Source organism: Streptomyces sp. NRRL F-5126 (assembly GCF_000721265.1).
Taxonomy (GTDB): domain Bacteria; phylum Actinomycetota; class Actinomycetes; order Streptomycetales; family Streptomycetaceae; genus Streptomyces.
Genome location: NZ_JOFZ01000001.1, coordinates 654,727 through 671,397, shown reverse-complemented (window position 1 = coordinate 671,397; position 16,671 = coordinate 654,727). Strand labels below are relative to the sequence as shown.

Sequence of the window (16,671 nt, the reverse complement as noted above, 5' to 3'; positions counted from 1 at the left end):
TGTACACATCCTGTCGACCGAGATGCGGGCGTGCCGTCTCAACCGCCTCAGCCGGCCGAGGCAACCTCAACACGGCGCCGCAGGCCCGCGTAGAGGATGAGCGCCGTCGCCGCGGCGAACAGCGCGCCCGTCGCGGCGAGCGAGCCCGTCGGCACGGTGCGGGAGCCGTTCGGCTCCGCCCAGGGGTGCAGGACACCGAACGGGTCGCGGAAGAGGACCACCCGCTGGCCAGGCGCGAACTGGCCCACGCAGTTCTGGCGTTGCGTCAGCTCCTCCGACGTGCCGTCCGCGTCCTCGACATGGCAGTGCGTGCCGGGCGTGATGTGCGCGCTGACGGTGCGTCCGAGTTGCTTCGCGTACAGCTCGTACATGGTGGGGCCCGCGAGGAACGGGAGCGTGAACACCGACGCCGCGGCGAGCGCGGCGGCGACGGGGCGGCTCCAGCCCGCGCCGGCGATGATGCCCGTCGTGGCGACGACGACGAGCGTGACGGCGATCCCGAGGTAGAACAGGCCGAACGGGTACTGGCTCAGGAAACCCGCCGCCACGGCGGCGAGCGGCAGCAATAGCGCCCACATCAGGCTGTTGAAGACGCGGAGCGGGGGACGCGTCGCGGCCACGGCGATGCCGGCCGGGGTTACCGGGTCGGCCGGTGCGGGCGGTTCTGACTGCTGCGTGCTCAACGTCGTGCGCCCCCTGACCCGGAACCCATACCGTCTGCCCCGCCCACACCCACGAGGGAGCGGACTCAACGGCCCGTCACACACTTTATCGAGCCGTCGGGGGTGGTCGTCCTCAGCCGATGAGTGCCTGGGTGATCTGCCTGGTGGTCTGCGCGGCGACCCGGGGGTTGACCGCCGCGTAGTGGCTGTAGGCGTTGAGCCCGGTGGCCAGGGCCCAACCGCGGCCCCGTGTCCACGTGGCGTCGTCCACGCCGAGGGCGGCGCGGAACAGCCGCCGGCACCGGGAAGACATCAGCGTGAAGGCGATCGTGAGATCGCAGGCCGGATCGCCGAAGCCCAGTTCGCCGAAGTCGATGACGGCGCTGAGACGGCCGGCGGCGGTCAGCAGATTGCCCGTGTGGAGATCGCCGTGGCACCAGACCGGCGGCCGGTCCCACGCAGGGGCGGCGAGTGCGGCGTCCCACAAGCCGGTCATGGCGCAGGCGTCGAAGACGTCGCTTGTCCTCGCGATGGCCTCGCGTGTGGCCCGGTCCCGGACTGCCAGCGGCGCCACGGTGAGGCCTTCACCCGAGTGGTCCGCGGCCGTGGGCACCGGTACGGCACGGTGCAGGGCGAGCAGGAAATCCGCCAGGGCCGTGGCCGCCTCGGACGAGTCCGACAGCGCGTCGGGTGTCGCCCTCTCCCCCTCCAGCCAGCGGGCCAGCGACCACGTCCACGGGTACCCGAAGCCGGGCTCGCCCACAGCCAGCGGCACGGGCACGGCAAGCGGAAGGTGGGGAGCGAGCAGCGGCAGCCACCTCAGCTCCCGCTCCGCCTGACCGACTGCCCCCGGGTGACGCGGCAGCCGGACCGCCAGTTCATCGCCCAGCCGGTGGATCACGTGGTCCGACCCTGCTGGATCGACCAGCCGCACAGGCAGCCCGGCCCACTGGGGGAACTGGTCGGCGACCAGGCGTGTGACCAGGCCGGCATCGATTGCGGGCCTGCCGTTCGCGCTGCTCTCGATGCTCAACTGCCGAGGATCCTCACGTGTGTTCGTCCGGGAGTTCGTCCGTACGGCCCTGAGGCAAGGCAAACGTTGCGAGGTGTGGGCACGGACGGAGCGCTAACCGCGTTTGTACGTCAGCGACTTGCCGCCCGCCGTCGCACGGCGCAGGGTGCCGTCCGGCTGGATGGTGAGCGTGGTCGGGGCACCAGGCGTGCAGGACGACTTCGGCCGGCCGACCTTGACCGAGGAGGGGCCGATCCGCAGCGGTGACCCCGCCGCCCCCGAGGGCCGGGCGGCCAACGGGGCCGTGAACTCGCAGTGGTAGCCGCGCTTGCCCTTCGCGGCGCCGTCCGCCGTCAGCACGAGGACCGTGTCCCCGGCCTTGCCCTGCTTGATCACCAGCCGCCTCGGGCTGTAGCCGTCCTTGGTCCGCACGCCACCGTTCCAGGTGCCCACGAAGCGCTGTGGCACGTCGCCGTTGGGCGACGGAGAGGGCGAGGACGACGCCGAAGGGGACGTGGACGAGGACGCTGTCGAGACGTTCGGGGACGGGGGCAGATCGGCGCGATCGTGGCGCGCTTGCTGCGCGCCGGGGGCTCGGCGTCGTCGTGGGCGAGGTGGTGGGCCGGGGCATCGGCGTAGGCGTCGGCGAACGAGGACGGCGGCTGGAGCGGGGGCGGGAAGCCGGAGGCAGGGGGCTGCGGCTGCTGCGCCTGGGGGAGGGGCTGGTGGTAGTTGTGGTGCTGCAACGGGTAGATGTACGGCTGCTGCTGTTGTGATTCCTGCTGTTGTGTTTCCTGCTGTTGTGCCGGCCGCTGGGGCGGTAGCGGTTGTGCGGGTCGTGGTTTCACGGCGCCCGAGAGACGGGCCGTGTGCTGCCCCAACTCGGCCAGCACGTCCGCCGGGAGCCAGGACTCGCCCGCCGTCTCCGGCCCCCCGACCCGGTCCAGGACCGCCCGCGCCGACGGCCGGCGCTCCGGGTCCTTGTGCAGGCAGTCCCGTACGAGCCGGCCCAGGCCCTCCGGCAGTCCCGACGTGTCCGGCTCCTCCTGCGTGATGCGCAGTTGCAGCGCGTGCGCGCTGCTGTCCGTGCCGCCGAACGGGAGGCGGCCCGTCGCCGCGTACGTCAGGACCGAGCCCAGGCTGAACACGTCGGACGCCGGCGTCTCCGCCTCGCCGCGTACCTGCTCGGGCGACATGAAGCCCGGCGCCCCGATCAGCGTGCCCGTCAGCCGCAGCCCGCCGTCGGTGGCCGCGTCCAGGGCCCGGGTGATGCCGAAGTCCCGGACGAGCGGGCCGTGTTCGGTGATCAGGACATTGGACGGCTTGAAGTCGCGGTGGACGAGGCCCGCGCCGTGGATGTCCGCCAGCGCGTGGGCGAGACCGGACGCGAGGACGTGTACCGAGCGCGCGGGCAGCGGGCCGTGGCCCGTACCGCCGCCGGGGACGAGCGACACGAGCGACAGGAGCGTGGGGGCCGCGACGTAGTCGCAGACCACCCAGGGCACCTCGGCCTCCGTGTCGGCGTCCAGCACCGGCACCGTCCAGGCCCCAGTGACCCGCCGCGCCGCCGCGACCACCTCGCGCAGACTCGCGCGGAACGCGGCCTGGCCCGCCAGTTCGCGGCGGACCACCCGGACAGCGACCGTGCTGCCGCCCTCCGAGCGCGCCAGGTAGACCCGGCCGAGGCCGCCGGAGCCGAGCCGTGCCAGCAGCCGGTACGCGCCGACGCTTCGAGGGTCCTGCGCTGAGAGCTTCTCCATGGCCGAGCGGTGTCCCTCCCACTAGCCGATGACGCAACCCTTCCCCCGTCCAGCGCGGGAAGGGCGCCTCCGTCCCGCGAGAGACTGCCATGCCTGCCGAGCCGCGTCCCCGGCGGGGGAAGCGCGGGCGCGGTGCAAGCGCGGTGCGGGCCTTTCCGGTGGCCACCGGGCGACACCCTGCCCAGGAAAGTGGCCCACTCCATACAGGGTGGCGATACCCCTTCCCACCTGCCCGTCCCTACGCTGGCGCCCATGACGCCTCTTCCCTCTCCCGACCCGCGGGCCGGCGCCGCCGTCAAGGCCGCTGACCGCGCGCACGTGTTCCACTCCTGGTCCGCGCAGGAACTGATCGACCCGCTCGCCGTCGCCGGCGCCGAGGGCTCGTACTTCTGGGACTACGACGGCAACCGCTACCTCGACTTCGCCAGCGGCCTCGTCTTCACGAACATCGGCTACCAGCACCCCAAGGTCGTCGCCGCGATCCAGGAGCAGGCCGGCAGGCTCGCCACCTTCGCGCCCGCCTTCGCGGTGGAGGCGCGCTCCGAGGCCGCGCGCCTGATCGCGCAGCGCACACCCGGCGACCTCGACAAGATCTTCTTCACCAACGGCGGCGCCGAGGCCGTGGAGAACGCGATCCGGATGGCGCGCGTCCACACCGGCAGGCCCAAGGTGCTCTCCGCGTACCGCTCGTACCACGGCGGGACGACGACGGCGATCAACGTGACCGGTGATCCGCGCCGCTGGGCGAACGACAGTGGCGCGGCCGGGGCCGTGCACTTCTGGGCGCCGTTCCTGTACCGGTCGCCGTTCTACTCGGCCGACGAGGCGCAGGAGTGCGCACGCGCCCTCGAACACCTGGAGTCGACGGTGCGCTTCGAGGGGCCCGGCACCATCGCGGCCGTCATCCTGGAGACCATCCCGGGCACGGCCGGGATCATGCCGCCGCCGCCCGGCTACCTCGCGGGCGTGCGCGAGATCTGCGACCGGCACGGCATCGTGTTCATCCTGGACGAGGTGATGGCCGGGTTCGGCCGCACGGGCAGGTGGTTCGCGGCCGAGCACTTCGACGTCGTGCCCGACCTGCTGACCTTCGCCAAGGGCGTGAACTCCGGCTACGTGCCGCTGGGCGGCGTCGCGATCTCCGGCGCCATCGCCGAGACCTTCGCCAAGCGGCCGTTCCCCGGCGGGCTCACGTACTCGGGGCACCCGCTGGCGTGCGCCGCCGCCGTCGCCACGATCGAGGTGATGGCCGAGGAGGGCACGGTGGAGCACGCGGCGCGCATCGGCGAGAGCGTGCTCGGGCCCGGGCTGCGCGAACTCGCCGAGCGGCACCCGTCGGTGGGCGAGGTGCGCGGCATGGGCGCCTTCTGGGCGCTGGAGCTCGTGCGGGACCGCGAGACGCACGAGCCTCTCGTGCCGTACAACGCGAAGGGCGCGGAGAACGCGCCGATGGCGGCGTTCGCGGCGGAGTGCAGGAAGAACGGCCTGTGGCCGTTCGTGAACATGAACCGTACGCACGCGGTGCCGCCCTGCAACGTCAGCGAGGCGGAGGCCGAGCAGGGCCTGGCGGCGCTGGACGCGGCGCTCGCGACGGCGGACGAGCACACGGCCGCGGCGTAGGAGTGCGGGGCAGGCCGTACTGTGTCGGAAGTCATTTCCGCGCCGCGTACGCACGAGGGGACGCACACCGACCATGCCTGACAGCGGAGCCGTCACGCGCCACACGCTGCGGCAGCAGATCGCGGACGCGCTGCGCGACGAGATACTGGCCGGCCGGCTGCTGCCGGGGCGCGAGTTCACCGTCAGGACCATCGCGGAGCAGTACGGGGTCTCCGCGACGCCCGTGCGGGAGGCCCTGGTCGACCTCTCGGCGCAGGGGCTGCTCGACTCGGACCAGCACAAGGGGTTCCGGGTGCACCGCTTCTCCCTCGCGGACTTCCGGGAGATGGTCGAGGCGCGTGCGCTGCTTGAGGACGGCGTCTTCAGGAAACTGGAGCTGACACTGGCGGCCACGGCCGACTGCCCGGTGCTTGGCCCAGCCGCCCCGAAGGCGGGCGCCCTGGTGTCCGTGCGGCGGCGGGCACAGGAGGCGGCGCGCGCGGCCCGGGCGGGCGACGTCGCGATACTGATCGGATACGACCTGCGGTTCTGGCGTGAGCTCGGCTGTCTTGGGGACAACCGTTACGTGTCGGAGTTCCTGGACCGGATGCGGGTGAAGTCATGGGTGTTCGCGGTGCCGTTCCTGCGGGAGGACGCCCAGGCGAGGCGGTGGCTGTGGAGCGGGCACGAGGAGGTGGTGGCCGCGGTTTCCGCGGGGGACGCGGCCAGGAGCAGGGCGCTTATCGGGCAGTACAACGACCATTTACTGAAGTGGGCCGACTCCCTGGTGCGGTCTTCCGCGGAGCCGAAGGGCGCGTCGGCCGGCGGGGCGGCGTGAGGCGGGCGCGCGCCGCGCTCTTCGCGTCCTGGGCGCGGCACCTTACGCTGGCCTGACGTCCACGTCCCCCGGCGGATCCCGGAGCGGGAACCGCCTGAGAGCGAGTACCCGTTGGCCTGTGACCTGTGGTTGGTGCCCCTTGTCGATGTGCTGTGCCACAGCCCCGACACCCCCTTCTCCGAGGAGATCGCCGTCTACGACAAGGCGCTGGGGGAGGCGGGGCTGCCGCCCGTGCCCGTGTTCGCGTACATGCCCGGCCTGTCGGGGGACGTCGCCCCGGCGGCCGGGTTCGACTACGACGCCCTGCACTTGCTGCGGCGCGCCTACCTGCTCCAGGTGTGCGGGCTCGAGCTGACGCCCGTCGGCGAACTGGGCAGCGACTACGAGCAGTTGCTGGAGATGTTCGAGTCGACGGCCCAGCAGTCGCACCTGGTGTGGCACTTCGACCACGCGGGTGCGTACGTGCCCGTGGACTTCCCCGCGCCCCTGTCCAACGACCAGTTGCTCGAAGGCGGCGGGCCGCTCGGCTCGACGCAGGGGCTGCTGCGGGAGCTGGAACTGGTCGCCCCGTCGATCGGTATCGACCCGAGGAACCCGCCTCCGGCGCCGCTGCCGCCCGCCGCCCCGACGACGCTTGAGGAGAGGGCGACGACGGGCGGCGGGGACGGCGGAGGCCCGTTCGAGAGGGAGAGGCACGTGTGGCTCGGCCTGCACGCGGCGGCGACGAAGAGCCTCGGCCAGGGGTCGATGATCGTCTTCAGCTGACCGCGGGCTTCGGCCGACCGCCCGCTCGGGCTGACCGCCGGCTCGGGCCGGCCACCGTCGGCTGGTCGTCAGCCGACGGTGGTCCCGCCGCCGGGCCGCTGCTCCGCCGAGTTGCCGGGCAGCGAGCCGTGTGGACCCGGGGTCAGGACCGGGTCCACACGGGGCCGCAGGATCCGCGCGGCTGCCGCCGCGACCGCGCAGAGCAGTACGGGGACGAGGAACGCCGCGTTCAGCGGCACGTAACGCGTGAGCGCGCCGATCAGGGCGGGGCCCGCGAGCATCCCGAGGTAGCCGAGGCCTGCCACGCGCGAGACGTTGGCGCCGGCGGCCTCGCGGTCCGCGTGCCCGGCCGCGCTGAACAGCTGCGGGACGGTGCCCGACAGGCCGATCCCGAAGACGGCCCAGCCGGCCAGGGCGAGCGGGATCCACGGCGAGAGCGCCACGGCGGCCAGGCCGACGGTGGCGAGCCCGGCGCCGGACCTGACGACCGCGACGGAGCCGATGCGGCCCGCGACGCGGTCGGTGAGCAGGCGTCCCACGGTCATGGCGGTGGCGAACGCGCCGTAGGCGAACGCGGCGGTGGAGGCGGGAGCGTCGAGGACGTCACGCAGGTCGAGAGCGCTCCAGTCGTTGGCGACGCCCTCGCAGAGCATGAGCATGAAGGCGAGCAGGGCGAGGGCCCAGATCCGGGGCGGCACCGGGCGCCGGCCGCGCCTGCCGGTGCCGTCCCCGCCGTCGCCGTCCGCCCGGACACCGTCCTGAGCCCCGCCGGCGCCCCGCTCGCGTGGCAGCAGCGCGGGCGCGATCACCAGCGCCACCAGCACGCCGAAGGCGCCCATGCCCGTCAGAGTGGCGGGGACGCTCCAGCCCCAGCTGATCGTGCGCGCGCCGACCAGGGACGCGAGGACGCCGCCGAGCGAGAAGACGGCATGGAAGGCGGACATGATCGGGCGCGGGTAGCGGTGCTCGACCTGCACGGCATGGGTGTTCATGGAGACGTCGAGGCAGCCGTTGCAGAAGCCGAGCACGAGCAGGGCCGCGCCGAGCGCCCACGCGCCGGTGGCGACACCGGGCAGGACGAGCGAGGCACCCAGCAGCACGCCGCTCGCCGGCACGACCGCGCGCGCCCCGAAGCGGTCGGCGAGCGGACCGGCGAGCCGCATCCCCAGGAAGGCGCCGGCGCCGAGCACGAGGAGGAGCCGGCCGAGCACGTCGTGGCTGATGCCCGCACGCTGTTCGATGGCCGGAATGTGGACGACCCACATGCCGAGCACGAACCCGTTGAGGCCGAAGTAGGCGAAAGTGGCGAGGCGGGCGAGGCGGAGGGTGCGCTGCGGGCTCGTCATGAGACGAACGTATCGCACATCTCGTGTGTTCCAAACTGGCGTTATCGAACGCCAAACGTGTTCAATGGGGGGATGGTGAACCGGCTGAGGCAGGTCGCGGACGCGGTGCGTGCGGCGGGCGAGATGAGCGTCGCCGATCTCGCGGAGCTCACGGGCGCGTCGGAGATGACGGTACGGCGCGACCTGGAGACGCTCGCCGAGCAGGGCGTGCTGGAGAGGTACAGGGGCGGGGCGCGGAGCCTGCTGCTGCGCGGCGATGAGACGCCGTTCGCCCTGCGCGCGGACGAGGGCCTCGACGTGAAGCGGCGCATCGCGGCCGAGGTGGCAGGGCTCGTGGCGGACGGCGAGGCGGTGGTGGTGGACGGCGGGACGACGTGCCGCGAGGTGGCGCGGGCGCTGCGCGGGCGGCGGCTCACGGTGATGCCGCTGTCCCTGCACACGGCGAACGCGCTGGCCGGCGCCTCGGGGCTGACGATGCTGCTGCCGGGAGGCGAGGCCCGGCCGGGTGAGCTCGGGCTCGTGGGCCCGCTGGCCGAGGCGTCGCTCGCGGCGCTGCGGTTCGACACGGCGGTCATCGGCTGCTGCGGGCTGACGGTCGCGGACGGCCTGACCGCGTACGACCTGGCGGAGGCGGCGGTCAAGCGCGCGGCGATACGGTCCGCGAGGCGGGTGATCGCGGTGGCGGACGGCGCGAAGCTGACGCGCACGGCCCTGGCCCACGTGGCGGCGGCGACGGCGCTCGACGTGGTGGTGACGGACGGGACGGCCCCGGCGCCCGAACTCACGGCCCTTGAGGCGGCGGGCACGACGGTACGCCTGGTCGACCCGTAGAACCGGCTGATGCGGGCGCCCCAGCTGGGCGCCCGCATCAGCCCCTGCGCGCTGCCTGGCCGATCACCCGTGCGCTCCCGCACAGGGCCGGCAGGTGCGCGAAGGCGACAGGCGCGCCCAGCGCGCCCCGCCTGCCGCAGCGCGGCCGGGCCGCGAGCCCCGGCGGTGCCCCGGCCGCCTCAGAAGGCGGCGAGCCCTCGCGGTACCCCGAGGCCCGTGGGACCGTCCCAGCCGCGTCCCGCCTGGCACATCCGGTCGCCGAAGTCGGTCAGCGGCTTGTGCTGTGCCGTCTCCCAGACCGCCGAGCAGTGGCCGTCGGTGCCGCTGTACACGGGAGGGATGAGGTTGGCGCCCGAGGTGATGTCGGAGATCGCGCGGGACGGCGCCCGGTAGAGGGTGTTGGGGCCGTGCACGTCGCGCAGGTGGCCGCCGGCCGCGTACATCCCCGCGATCTGCGGCGCGGACAGGCTCGTCCCCGCCATCACGAGCCAGCCGGCGTCCGCGGCGTGGTCCGCGGGCCGGTAGGAGTCGTACATGGCGATGTTCTCGGCGACCGCCGACACGTCCGTGCTCGCCCGCGAGCCCTCGCACAGCCGCGACACCGCGGCCGGCTGCCCCTCAGGGGGCTTGACGCCGGGCGTGCACCCCGAACCCGCCTGCGCCCATGCCCCCTGCGCGTAGCGGTGCCCCTGCTTGACGAGCGTGGTGCCGCCGACGGACGTCACCGTGGGCAGCGCCTGCGGCCACACCGCGGCGCTGCCGGTGAAGCCGCCCGCGGTGGTGACCGTGGCGGAGTCGCCGTTTCCGTTGAACCCGACGTCCCCGGAGCCCGCGGTGATCGCCACGCCGCGGTGGTCGAGCGCCTCGGCGATCGGGCCGTGCAGCATGCGCTCGTCGCCCGGCATGGTGTACGAGATGCTGACGGCGTCCGCCCCGGCGGCGATCGCCGAGCGCACCGCCGTGGCGAAGGCGCCGGCGTACCGCTCGTAGCCACTGGCCTTGTGGGGGTCCGTCGGGCCCTCGCCGAACGGGATCTGCACCTCGAGCAGGCGGCAGGACGGGCACGTCACGGAGACCATCTCCGCGTCGGCGGAGGTCTCGATGGCCAGGGCCTGCGCCTTCTGCTTGTCGGCGTCCGTGGCGGGCGGCGGCAGCGCGTGACCGCCGCGGTAGTCCATCTGGCGCAGGCAGCCACTGGCCGCCGTGCAGGCGGGCAGGCCGTACTGCTCGCGGTAGGTGGCGAGGTCACCGGACAGCTTGGGGTCGGGGCCCACGTTGATCATGGCGACGGTGCCGTGGTGCGGGGAGTGCGCGGGAAGGTGGTACGCGGCCCGCAGATCGTCCGCTCCCCAGCCGAGGGGCCTGCCGCCGCGCGGCACGCCGTGCGATCCGCTGCCGGTGGTGACGGTCCTGGCCTCGCAGCCGAAGGCGGCGAGCGCGCCGCTGCCGCAGACGGGTTCGCCGGCGCCGCGGGCCGCCGGCAGCGCGGACGCGGGTGTCGATGCGGACGCGGGCGAGCCCGTCAGGGCCGCCAGGGCCAGGCATGCGATGCCCGCGAGCGCGAGCGCCGGACTGCGCCGCCGCCGCGGCGAGGGGCGCACGAGAGGGTTCCTCACGGAAGGGTCCCTTCACTGAAGGCCGGTGCCGGTGGTCGCGCCGGCGTCGGCGCTCGAACGGTGAACACCAGGAAGGCTTCCGCGCCCGAGCGGCGGACACATCAGTGATTCGTCATCGGATGCCCATGACAAATGGCACGGGCCGCACTGCGGACGCGCCCCCGCGGGCCACCCGCGGGCCCCCGCGGGGCCTGCGGCGGTCGTCTGCCGGGCGGTTACCGAAGCCCGCGTATCCCGGTGGCCCGTTAAGCAAGCCGTGCGCCCGAGCGACCCGGTCGCGGCGGGCAGGGAGCACGGGTCCCGCGGGCCCGACCCCGCAGAGCCGCCGCGCCCCGCGCGGCTACCGCGGCTCCGGGGGGCGCTGGCGGGGCATGTTGGGGCGCGCCCCCGGCGTGAGCGCGCGCGGTGGCGGCGCCGGGCGCTCGCCGCGGGGCGCGGGCGCCGACTGCAGCAGCATCGCGCCCGTACCGACGCCCCCGCGGAACTCCACCATCCAGTCCGCGGTCTCGGCCCTGACCAGCTCCGTCATGTCCTCGCAGAACCGGCGCAGCACGCCGAGGCACCGCTCGGCCGCCTCGCTCGCCGTGCCCTCCGCAGGGCCGAGCACCTCGCGCACCGACTCGGCCGCCCAGTCGAACTGGAGCGTCTGGAGGCGCCGTTGCACGGCCTGCGCGGTCGCCACGTGCCGCATCCAGCCCGACGTCACGCCGAAGTACCGGTCGCACGCCAGGCACGCGCCGCCCAGCAGCAGCGCCACGCACCCCCAGCTCGCCGCGCCGGGCGCGCTGCCCGTCAGGTCGAGCAGCGGGAGCGCCACGCCCGTGACCGCGCCGAGCGCCGTGCCGCCGCGCAGCGCGCGTGCGGCGAGCCTGCGGCGCACGCGGTCCGCCAGGTACCAGCGCACCGTGCGCAGCGCCCCGCTCTCGACCCACCGGTACAGCTCGTTCAGGCGCGCCGCGGGCTCGCCCCAGTCGCCCAGCGGGAACGGCCCGCCGACCAGGTCGTCCCGCGCGCAATCCCCGGTTCCGGCGCTGCCGCCGCCCGTGCCGCCGCTGCCCGTGCCGCCGTCGCCCGCGCTGCCCGCACCGCCGGCACCGCTGTCGCTGTCGCCGGCGGCTTCCGTACCCGCGGCGTCCGTGAACTCGTCCTCCCGGCCTGACCCTCCGGGCTGCATCTCCGGCTGGCTCACCGGGGCACTCCTTTAGCGGTTCGAGGGATCCAGACGCTGGATTCCGCCTGGACTTCGTACGCGACCCGATCCCGCACGCGCCGCCCGGCGCGATCCCGCACGCGAGTACGGGATCCGCACGTCATACCGCACGTCGTGCGGTGCGCACGGGGCACGGGCGCGGTGTACGCGGGTCACGCGACGTGGCGCATCGCACTTTCCTACCGCCGAACGGAGGGCGTGGCGCACCGATTCCGGGGAACTTCCCCCGCAGGAGGCGTGTGATCAGGTAAAGGAGCGCGCCCGCTCCTGGCCGCCGTCACTCGAAAGAGTTGGTTCCCATGGGTGGAGCGAGGTGCCGTGGGAGCACGTAGGCTCGCCTCACAGGATTGTTGTCGTCGAAATGCCAGGAGTGACCGTGATTCCCGGTGGTGGTCAGCCGAACATGCAGGAGCTGCTCCAGCAGGCCCAGAAGATGCAGCAGGACCTCGCGCAGGCGCAGGAGGAGCTGGCGGCGACCGAGGTCGAGGGGCAGTCGGGCGGTGGCCTCGTGAAGGCCGTGGTCAACGGCTCCGGCGAGCTGAAGGGCCTGGTCATCGACCCGAAGGCCGTCGATCCCGAGGACACGGAGACGCTCGCCGACCTCGTGCTCGCGGCGGTCCAGGCGGCGAACGACAACGCGCACCAGCTCCAGCAGCAGAAGCTCGGGCCGCTCGCGCAGGGCCTCGGCGGGATGCCGGGTCTGTCGCTCTGACCCCCTGGCCGCGGGCCTGACGTCGGCCTTACCGGGGATTCGCCAGGGTGTACTGGCGAAGGCACGAAACAAGGCACGAAACAAGGCGCGAAACAAGGTACGAACGAAGGCGTGAAGGAAGGCATCCGTTGTACGAAGGCGTGGTTCAGGACCTCATCGACGAGCTGGGCAGGCTGCCGGGCGTCGGTCCCAAGAGCGCGCAGCGGATCGCCTTCCACATCCTCCAGGCCGAGCCGGTGGACGTGCGCCGCCTCGCCCATGCGCTCATGGAGGTCAAGGACAAGGTCAGGTTCTGCTCCGTGTGCGGCAACGTCGCGCAGGAGGAGCAGTGCGGGATCTGCCGGGACGCGCGCCGCGACCCGGCGGTGATCTGCGTGGTCGAGGAGCCGAAGGACGTCGTCGCCATCGAGCGCACCCGCGAGTTCCGCGGGAAGTACCACGTGCTCGGGGGCGCGATCAGCCCCATCGAGGGGGTCGGCCCCGACGACCTCAGGATCCGCGAGCTGCTCGCGCGCCTCGCGGACGGAGCGGTCGGCGAGCTGATCCTCGCGACCGACCCCAACCTGGAGGGCGAGGCCACGGCCACGTACCTCGCACGCATGATCAAGCCCATGGGGCTCAAGGTCACGCGCCTGGCCAGCGGTCTGCCCGTTGGGGGAGACCTGGAATACGCCGACGAGGTCACGCTCGGGCGTGCCTTCGAGGGGAGGAGACTGCTCGATGTCTGACGCAACGCTGCACGCAGGCCACCAGGACCCGGACGACTTCGCGGTCCAGATCGCCGACCAGATCGAAAGCTTCATCGTCGCGGTCACCGAGGTCGCCAAGGGCGACGAGCCGGACAGTGCGGTGCCGTTCCTGCTGCTCGAGTTCTCCCAGCTGCTGCTGGCGGGCGGCCGGCTCGGGGCGCACGAGGACATCGTCCCCGACGAGCGGTACGAGCCGGACCTCGGACCCGAGCCCGACGTGGACGAGCTGCGCGAGCGGTTCGCCGTCCTGCTCGACCCGGTCGACGTGTACTCGGAGGTCTTCGACCCGTACGAGCCGCGCAAGGCGTCCGTGCCGTCCCGCATCTCGGACGACATCGCGGGCGTCGTGACGGACCTGCGGCACGGCCTGGCGCACTACCGGGCGGGCCGCGTCACCGAGGCGCTGTGGTGGTGGCAGTTCTCGTACTTCACGAGCTGGGGCTCCACGGCCTCGGCGACGCTGCGCGCGCTGCAGTCCCTGGTCGCCCACGTCCGCATGGACCAGCCGCTGCCCGCACTCGACGGCCTGGACACCGACCAGGACCTGACGGCGGAGGACGACGCCCTGGCGGAGGAGGCGGGCCAGGTCATGGCGGAGGAGATCGCGGGCCCGCTGGGGCTGCGCGGCGCGTAGGCCGCTCGCACCGGCGCGCGGGGCGCCCGCGCGGCGCGCTCCCGCGGGGCGCGGACCCGCGCGGACCGTCCCGTTCCTGTGAAGTGGGTTACCTTCGGCGTGGCTCGGCCCATCCGGGGCATGCATCCATGCCGAGTGGCCGCCGGGGCCCTCCGGTTGATCACGTCGTGAGCGCGTCGTCTCGTCAGGTGATATGTCCGGAGTGTCGTCCAGCCGCTCGCTAGACTGAGACGACCGCACCAACGGAATGAGCGAGGAGCGCACGTGGGCCTTGTCGTGCAGAAGTACGGAGGCTCCTCCGTAGCCGATGCCGAAGGCATCAAGCGGGTCGCCAAGCGGATCGTCGATGCCAAGAAGACGGGCCACCAAGTGGTCGTCGTGGTATCGGCGATGGGCGACACCACGGACGAGTTGATCGATCTCGCCGGGCAGGTATCACCGATTCCTTCCGGGCGTGAATTCGACATGCTGCTGACCGCCGGGGAGCGGATCTCCATGGCCCTGCTGGCCATGGCGATCAAGAACCTGGGCCACGAGGCCCAGTCCTTCACCGGCAGCCAGGCGGGTGTCATCACCGACTCCGTCCACAACAAAGCGCGCATCATCGATGTCACGCCGGGGCGCATCCGTACCGCGCTCGACGAGGGCAACATCGCGATCGTCGCCGGGTTCCAGGGCGTGTCCCAGGAGAAGAAGGACATCACCACGCTGGGTCGCGGCGGCTCCGACACCACCGCCGTCGCCCTCGCCGCCGCGCTCAACGCGGAGGTCTGCGAGATCTACACGGACGTCGACGGCGTGTTCACCGCCGACCCGCGCGTGGTCAAGAAGGCCAGGAAGATCGACCGGATCTCCTTCGAGGACATGCTGGAGCTCGCCAGCTCCGGCTCCAAGGTGCTGCTGCACCGCTGCGTCGAGTACGCGCGCCGCTACAACATCCCGATCCACGTCCGCTCGTCCTTCTCCGGACTCCAGGGCACGTGGGTCAGCAACGAACCACAAGGGGACCGCACGGTGGAGCAGGCCATCATCTCCGGTGTCGCCCACGACACCTCCGAGGCGAAGATCACGGTCGTCGGCGTGCCCGACAAGCCGGGCGAGGCGGCCCAGATCTTCCGGGCGATCGCCGACAACCAGATCAACATCGACATGGTCGTGCAGAACGTGTCGGCCGCGTCCACGGGCCTGACGGACATCTCGTTCACCCTGCCCAAGGCCGAGGGCGCCAAGGCGATCGACGCGCTGGAGAAGACCAAGGCGGTCGTCGACTTCGACTCGCTGCGCTACGACGACCAGATCGCGAAGATCTCGCTGGTCGGGGCCGGCATGAAGACCAACCCCGGCGTCACGGCCGGGTTCTTCGAGGCACTGTCGGACGCGGGCGTGAACATCGAGCTCATCTCGACCTCCGAGATCCGCATCTCGGTCGTCACGCGCGCCGACGAGGTCGACCAGGCGGTGCGCGCCGTGCACACGGCGTTCGGGCTCGACACCGACTCGGACGAGGCCGTGGTGTACGGGGGCACCGGCCGATGACCGGCCGCGGCGCCTGCGCGTACGGAGACCGCGGCCGATGACCGGGCGGCCGACGCTCGCGGTCGTCGGTGCGACCGGGGGCGTCGGCGCGGTGATGCTCCAGATCCTGTCCCAGCACGCGGACGTCTGGGGCGACATCAAGCTGCTCGCGTCGCCGCGCACGGCCGGCACCAAGCTCTCCGTGCGCGGAGTGGAGACCGAGGTCGAGACGCTCACCGAGGAGGCGCTGCGCGGCGTGGACGTCGCCGTGTTCCTCGTGCCGGACGACGTGGCCGCGCGGTGGGCGCCGCTCGCCGCGGCCGGCGGCACCGTGGTCGTGGACGGCTCCGGCGCGTTCAGGGGCGACCCCGAGGTGCCGCTCGTCGTGCCCGAGGTCAACGCGCACGCCGCGCGTACGCGCCCGCGCTCCATCGTCGCGAGCCCCGGCTGCACGACGCTGTCGCTGATCGTCGCCGTCGGCGCGCTGCACGCGGAGTTCGGGCTTCGCGAACTGGTCGTCTCGTCGTACGAGGCCGTCAGCGCGGAGGGCCAGGAGGGCGTCGACGCGCTGCGCAGGCAGACGGCGCTCGTCGCGAACACGAAGCTCGGCACGCACCCCGGCGACGTACGGCGCGCGGTCGGCGACGCGACGGGCCCCTTCCCGGCGCCGCTCGCGCTCAACGTGGTGCCGTGGTCGGGCGCGCTGCGCGAGGACGGCTGGTCGTCCGAGGAGATGGGGATCAGGGCCGAGACCCGCAAGATCCTCGGCCTCGCCGACCTGCCGGTGACGGCGACGTGCGTACGCGTCCCCGTCGTCACCGCCCACTCGGCGTCGGTGCACGCGCGCTTCGAGCAGGAGATCACCGTCGAGCGTGCGCACGAGACGCTGGCGACGGCCCCCGGCGTGGTGCTGTTCGACAACCCGGCGGCGGGCGACTTCCCGACTCCGGCGGACGTGGTGGGCACGGACCCCACATGGGTGGGCCGGGTGCGGAGGTCGCTCGACGACCCGCGCGGGCTCGAACTGTTCGTCTGCGGCGACAACCTGCGCAAGGGCGCGGCACTCAACAGCGCGCAGATCGCCGAGGCGATCGCGGCGGAAGTGAGCGCCTGACGGGGCGAACCGCCCGAATCGCCCACCCGGCAAGCGAAATGCTGTGTCCAACTTGTGAACGTCCCGTGAGTAATCCCCGGTTCTGTACCCCTTGAACTGCGGCATCGCCGTGTCGGAGTATGCAGGTCCGACTTTCTGTGTGAGTCCCGCAACCGCTGGTCCTCCCCGGGACGTCTACACCGTCACCCTTGTCAGGCGACGGCCGAAACCGGGGCATCGGGGGAGAGTGGGGACGCATGGTGTCAAGTGGGACGGCGTCAGAAGCGGCGGTGTGCGCGTACAACCCTGCCGGGGGGCAGAGTGTCCAA

At 72.9% G+C, this 16,671-nt stretch carries 16 protein-coding genes; 9 read left to right on the top strand and 7 right to left on the bottom strand.

What is annotated here, in order from left to right; translation table 11 throughout:
• Window positions 1-47 precede the first annotated feature (47 nt).
• The 4 genes from IH48_RS0103040 to IH48_RS32945 all read right to left on the bottom strand — a co-directional run bounded on the left by IH48_RS0103040 (window position 48) and on the right by IH48_RS32945 (window position 3,434).
• Complete coding sequence (locus IH48_RS0103040; RefSeq protein WP_158710233.1) at window positions 48-683, bottom strand: hypothetical protein; 636 nt, start codon at window positions 681-683, stop codon at window positions 48-50.
• A gap of 112 nt (window positions 684-795) precedes the next feature.
• On the bottom strand, window positions 796-1,695 hold the full coding sequence (locus IH48_RS0103035) for an aminoglycoside phosphotransferase family protein (protein WP_030898672.1): 900 nt from the start codon (window positions 1,693-1,695) through the stop codon (window positions 796-798).
• A gap of 93 nt (window positions 1,696-1,788) precedes the next feature.
• Window positions 1,789-2,106: a hypothetical protein gene (locus tag IH48_RS37445; RefSeq protein WP_324604278.1), complete on the bottom strand. Its 318-nt coding sequence runs from the start codon at window positions 2,104-2,106 to the stop codon at window positions 1,789-1,791.
• Complete coding sequence (locus tag IH48_RS32945; protein WP_324604277.1) at window positions 2,067-3,434, bottom strand: serine/threonine-protein kinase; 1,368 nt, start codon at window positions 3,432-3,434, stop codon at window positions 2,067-2,069. Before IH48_RS32945 ends, IH48_RS37445 begins: the two co-directional genes overlap by 40 nt.
• Before the next feature lie 252 nt (window positions 3,435-3,686).
• On the opposite strand from IH48_RS32945, the gene IH48_RS0103025 reads away from it, so the two are divergent.
• The 3 genes from IH48_RS0103025 (at window position 3,687) to IH48_RS0103015 (ending at window position 6,636) form a co-directional block, all read left to right on the top strand.
• Window positions 3,687-5,054: an aspartate aminotransferase family protein gene (locus tag IH48_RS0103025; RefSeq protein WP_030898671.1), complete on the top strand. Its 1,368-nt coding sequence runs from the start codon at window positions 3,687-3,689 to the stop codon at window positions 5,052-5,054.
• 73 nt (window positions 5,055-5,127) lie between these two features.
• Window positions 5,128-5,871, top strand: a complete 744-nt coding sequence (locus IH48_RS0103020; protein ID WP_030898670.1) for a GntR family transcriptional regulator — start codon at window positions 5,128-5,130, stop codon at window positions 5,869-5,871.
• Between the two features lie 111 nt (window positions 5,872-5,982).
• Complete coding sequence (locus tag IH48_RS0103015) at window positions 5,983-6,636, top strand: hypothetical protein (protein WP_030898669.1); 654 nt, start codon at window positions 5,983-5,985, stop codon at window positions 6,634-6,636.
• Between the two features lie 68 nt (window positions 6,637-6,704).
• Here the strand turns inward: IH48_RS0103015 and IH48_RS0103010 are convergent, their stop codons facing one another.
• Entirely contained in the window at window positions 6,705-7,982 is a 1,278-nt protein-coding gene (locus IH48_RS0103010) for an MFS transporter (RefSeq protein ID WP_078849423.1), read from the bottom strand.
• 72 nt (window positions 7,983-8,054) lie between these two features.
• Between IH48_RS0103010 and IH48_RS0103005 the strand changes: the two genes are divergently transcribed.
• Window positions 8,055-8,813 (top strand): DeoR/GlpR family DNA-binding transcription regulator, encoded by a 759-nt coding sequence (locus IH48_RS0103005; RefSeq protein ID WP_030898665.1) that lies wholly within the window; start codon window positions 8,055-8,057, stop codon window positions 8,811-8,813.
• Between the two features lie 179 nt (window positions 8,814-8,992).
• On the opposite strand, the gene IH48_RS0103000 is transcribed toward IH48_RS0103005, so the two are convergent.
• Window positions 8,993-10,429, bottom strand: a complete 1,437-nt coding sequence (locus tag IH48_RS0103000) for a S8 family serine peptidase (RefSeq protein ID WP_158710232.1) — start codon at window positions 10,427-10,429, stop codon at window positions 8,993-8,995.
• Between the two features lie 340 nt (window positions 10,430-10,769).
• Complete coding sequence (locus IH48_RS0102995) at window positions 10,770-11,618, bottom strand: SLATT domain-containing protein (RefSeq protein ID WP_078849422.1); 849 nt, start codon at window positions 11,616-11,618, stop codon at window positions 10,770-10,772.
• A 397-nt stretch (window positions 11,619-12,015) separates the two neighbouring features.
• On the opposite strand from IH48_RS0102995, the gene IH48_RS0102990 reads away from it, so the two are divergent.
• From IH48_RS0102990 to IH48_RS0102970, 5 genes are all read left to right on the top strand, one after another.
• Window positions 12,016-12,351: a YbaB/EbfC family nucleoid-associated protein gene (locus IH48_RS0102990; RefSeq protein WP_078849467.1), complete on the top strand. Its 336-nt coding sequence runs from the start codon at window positions 12,016-12,018 to the stop codon at window positions 12,349-12,351.
• Window positions 12,352-12,479: 128 nt separating this feature from the next.
• Window positions 12,480-13,079, top strand: coding sequence for a recombination mediator RecR (recR, locus tag IH48_RS0102985; protein WP_030898659.1), 600 nt, complete (start codon window positions 12,480-12,482; stop codon window positions 13,077-13,079).
• A complete protein-coding gene (locus IH48_RS0102980) occupies window positions 13,072-13,734 on the top strand; it encodes a DUF5063 domain-containing protein (protein ID WP_030898657.1) in 663 nt (220 codons plus the stop codon). Before recR ends, IH48_RS0102980 begins: the two co-directional genes overlap by 8 nt.
• Before the next feature lie 264 nt (window positions 13,735-13,998).
• Window positions 13,999-15,270 carry an aspartate kinase gene (locus IH48_RS0102975; protein WP_030898655.1) on the top strand — a complete coding sequence of 424 codons (1,272 nt, stop codon included), beginning with the start codon at window positions 13,999-14,001 and terminating at the stop codon, window positions 15,268-15,270.
• A gap of 37 nt (window positions 15,271-15,307) precedes the next feature.
• Complete coding sequence (locus tag IH48_RS0102970; RefSeq protein WP_030898653.1) at window positions 15,308-16,363, top strand: aspartate-semialdehyde dehydrogenase; 1,056 nt, start codon at window positions 15,308-15,310, stop codon at window positions 16,361-16,363.
• Window positions 16,364-16,671 lie beyond the last annotated feature (308 nt).

Excerpts from the sequence above, each read along its gene's own strand:
- IH48_RS0103010 (WP_078849423.1), bottom strand. The coding sequence starts at position 7,982 with ATGACGAGCCCGCAGCGCACCCTCCGCCTCGCCCGCCTCGCCACTTTC.
- IH48_RS0103025 (WP_030898671.1), top strand. The coding sequence starts at position 3,687 with ATGACGCCTCTTCCCTCTCCCGACCCGCGGGCCGGCGCCGCCGTCAAG.
- IH48_RS32945 (WP_324604277.1), bottom strand. The coding sequence starts at position 3,434 with ATGGAGAAGCTCTCAGCGCAGGACCCTCGAAGCGTCGGCGCGTACCGG.
- IH48_RS0103005 (WP_030898665.1), top strand. The coding sequence starts at position 8,055 with ATGGTGAACCGGCTGAGGCAGGTCGCGGACGCGGTGCGTGCGGCGGGC.
- IH48_RS0103020 (WP_030898670.1), top strand. The coding sequence starts at position 5,128 with ATGCCTGACAGCGGAGCCGTCACGCGCCACACGCTGCGGCAGCAGATC.
- IH48_RS0102980 (WP_030898657.1), top strand. The coding sequence starts at position 13,072 with ATGTCTGACGCAACGCTGCACGCAGGCCACCAGGACCCGGACGACTTC.
- IH48_RS0102970 (WP_030898653.1), top strand. The coding sequence starts at position 15,308 with ATGACCGGGCGGCCGACGCTCGCGGTCGTCGGTGCGACCGGGGGCGTC.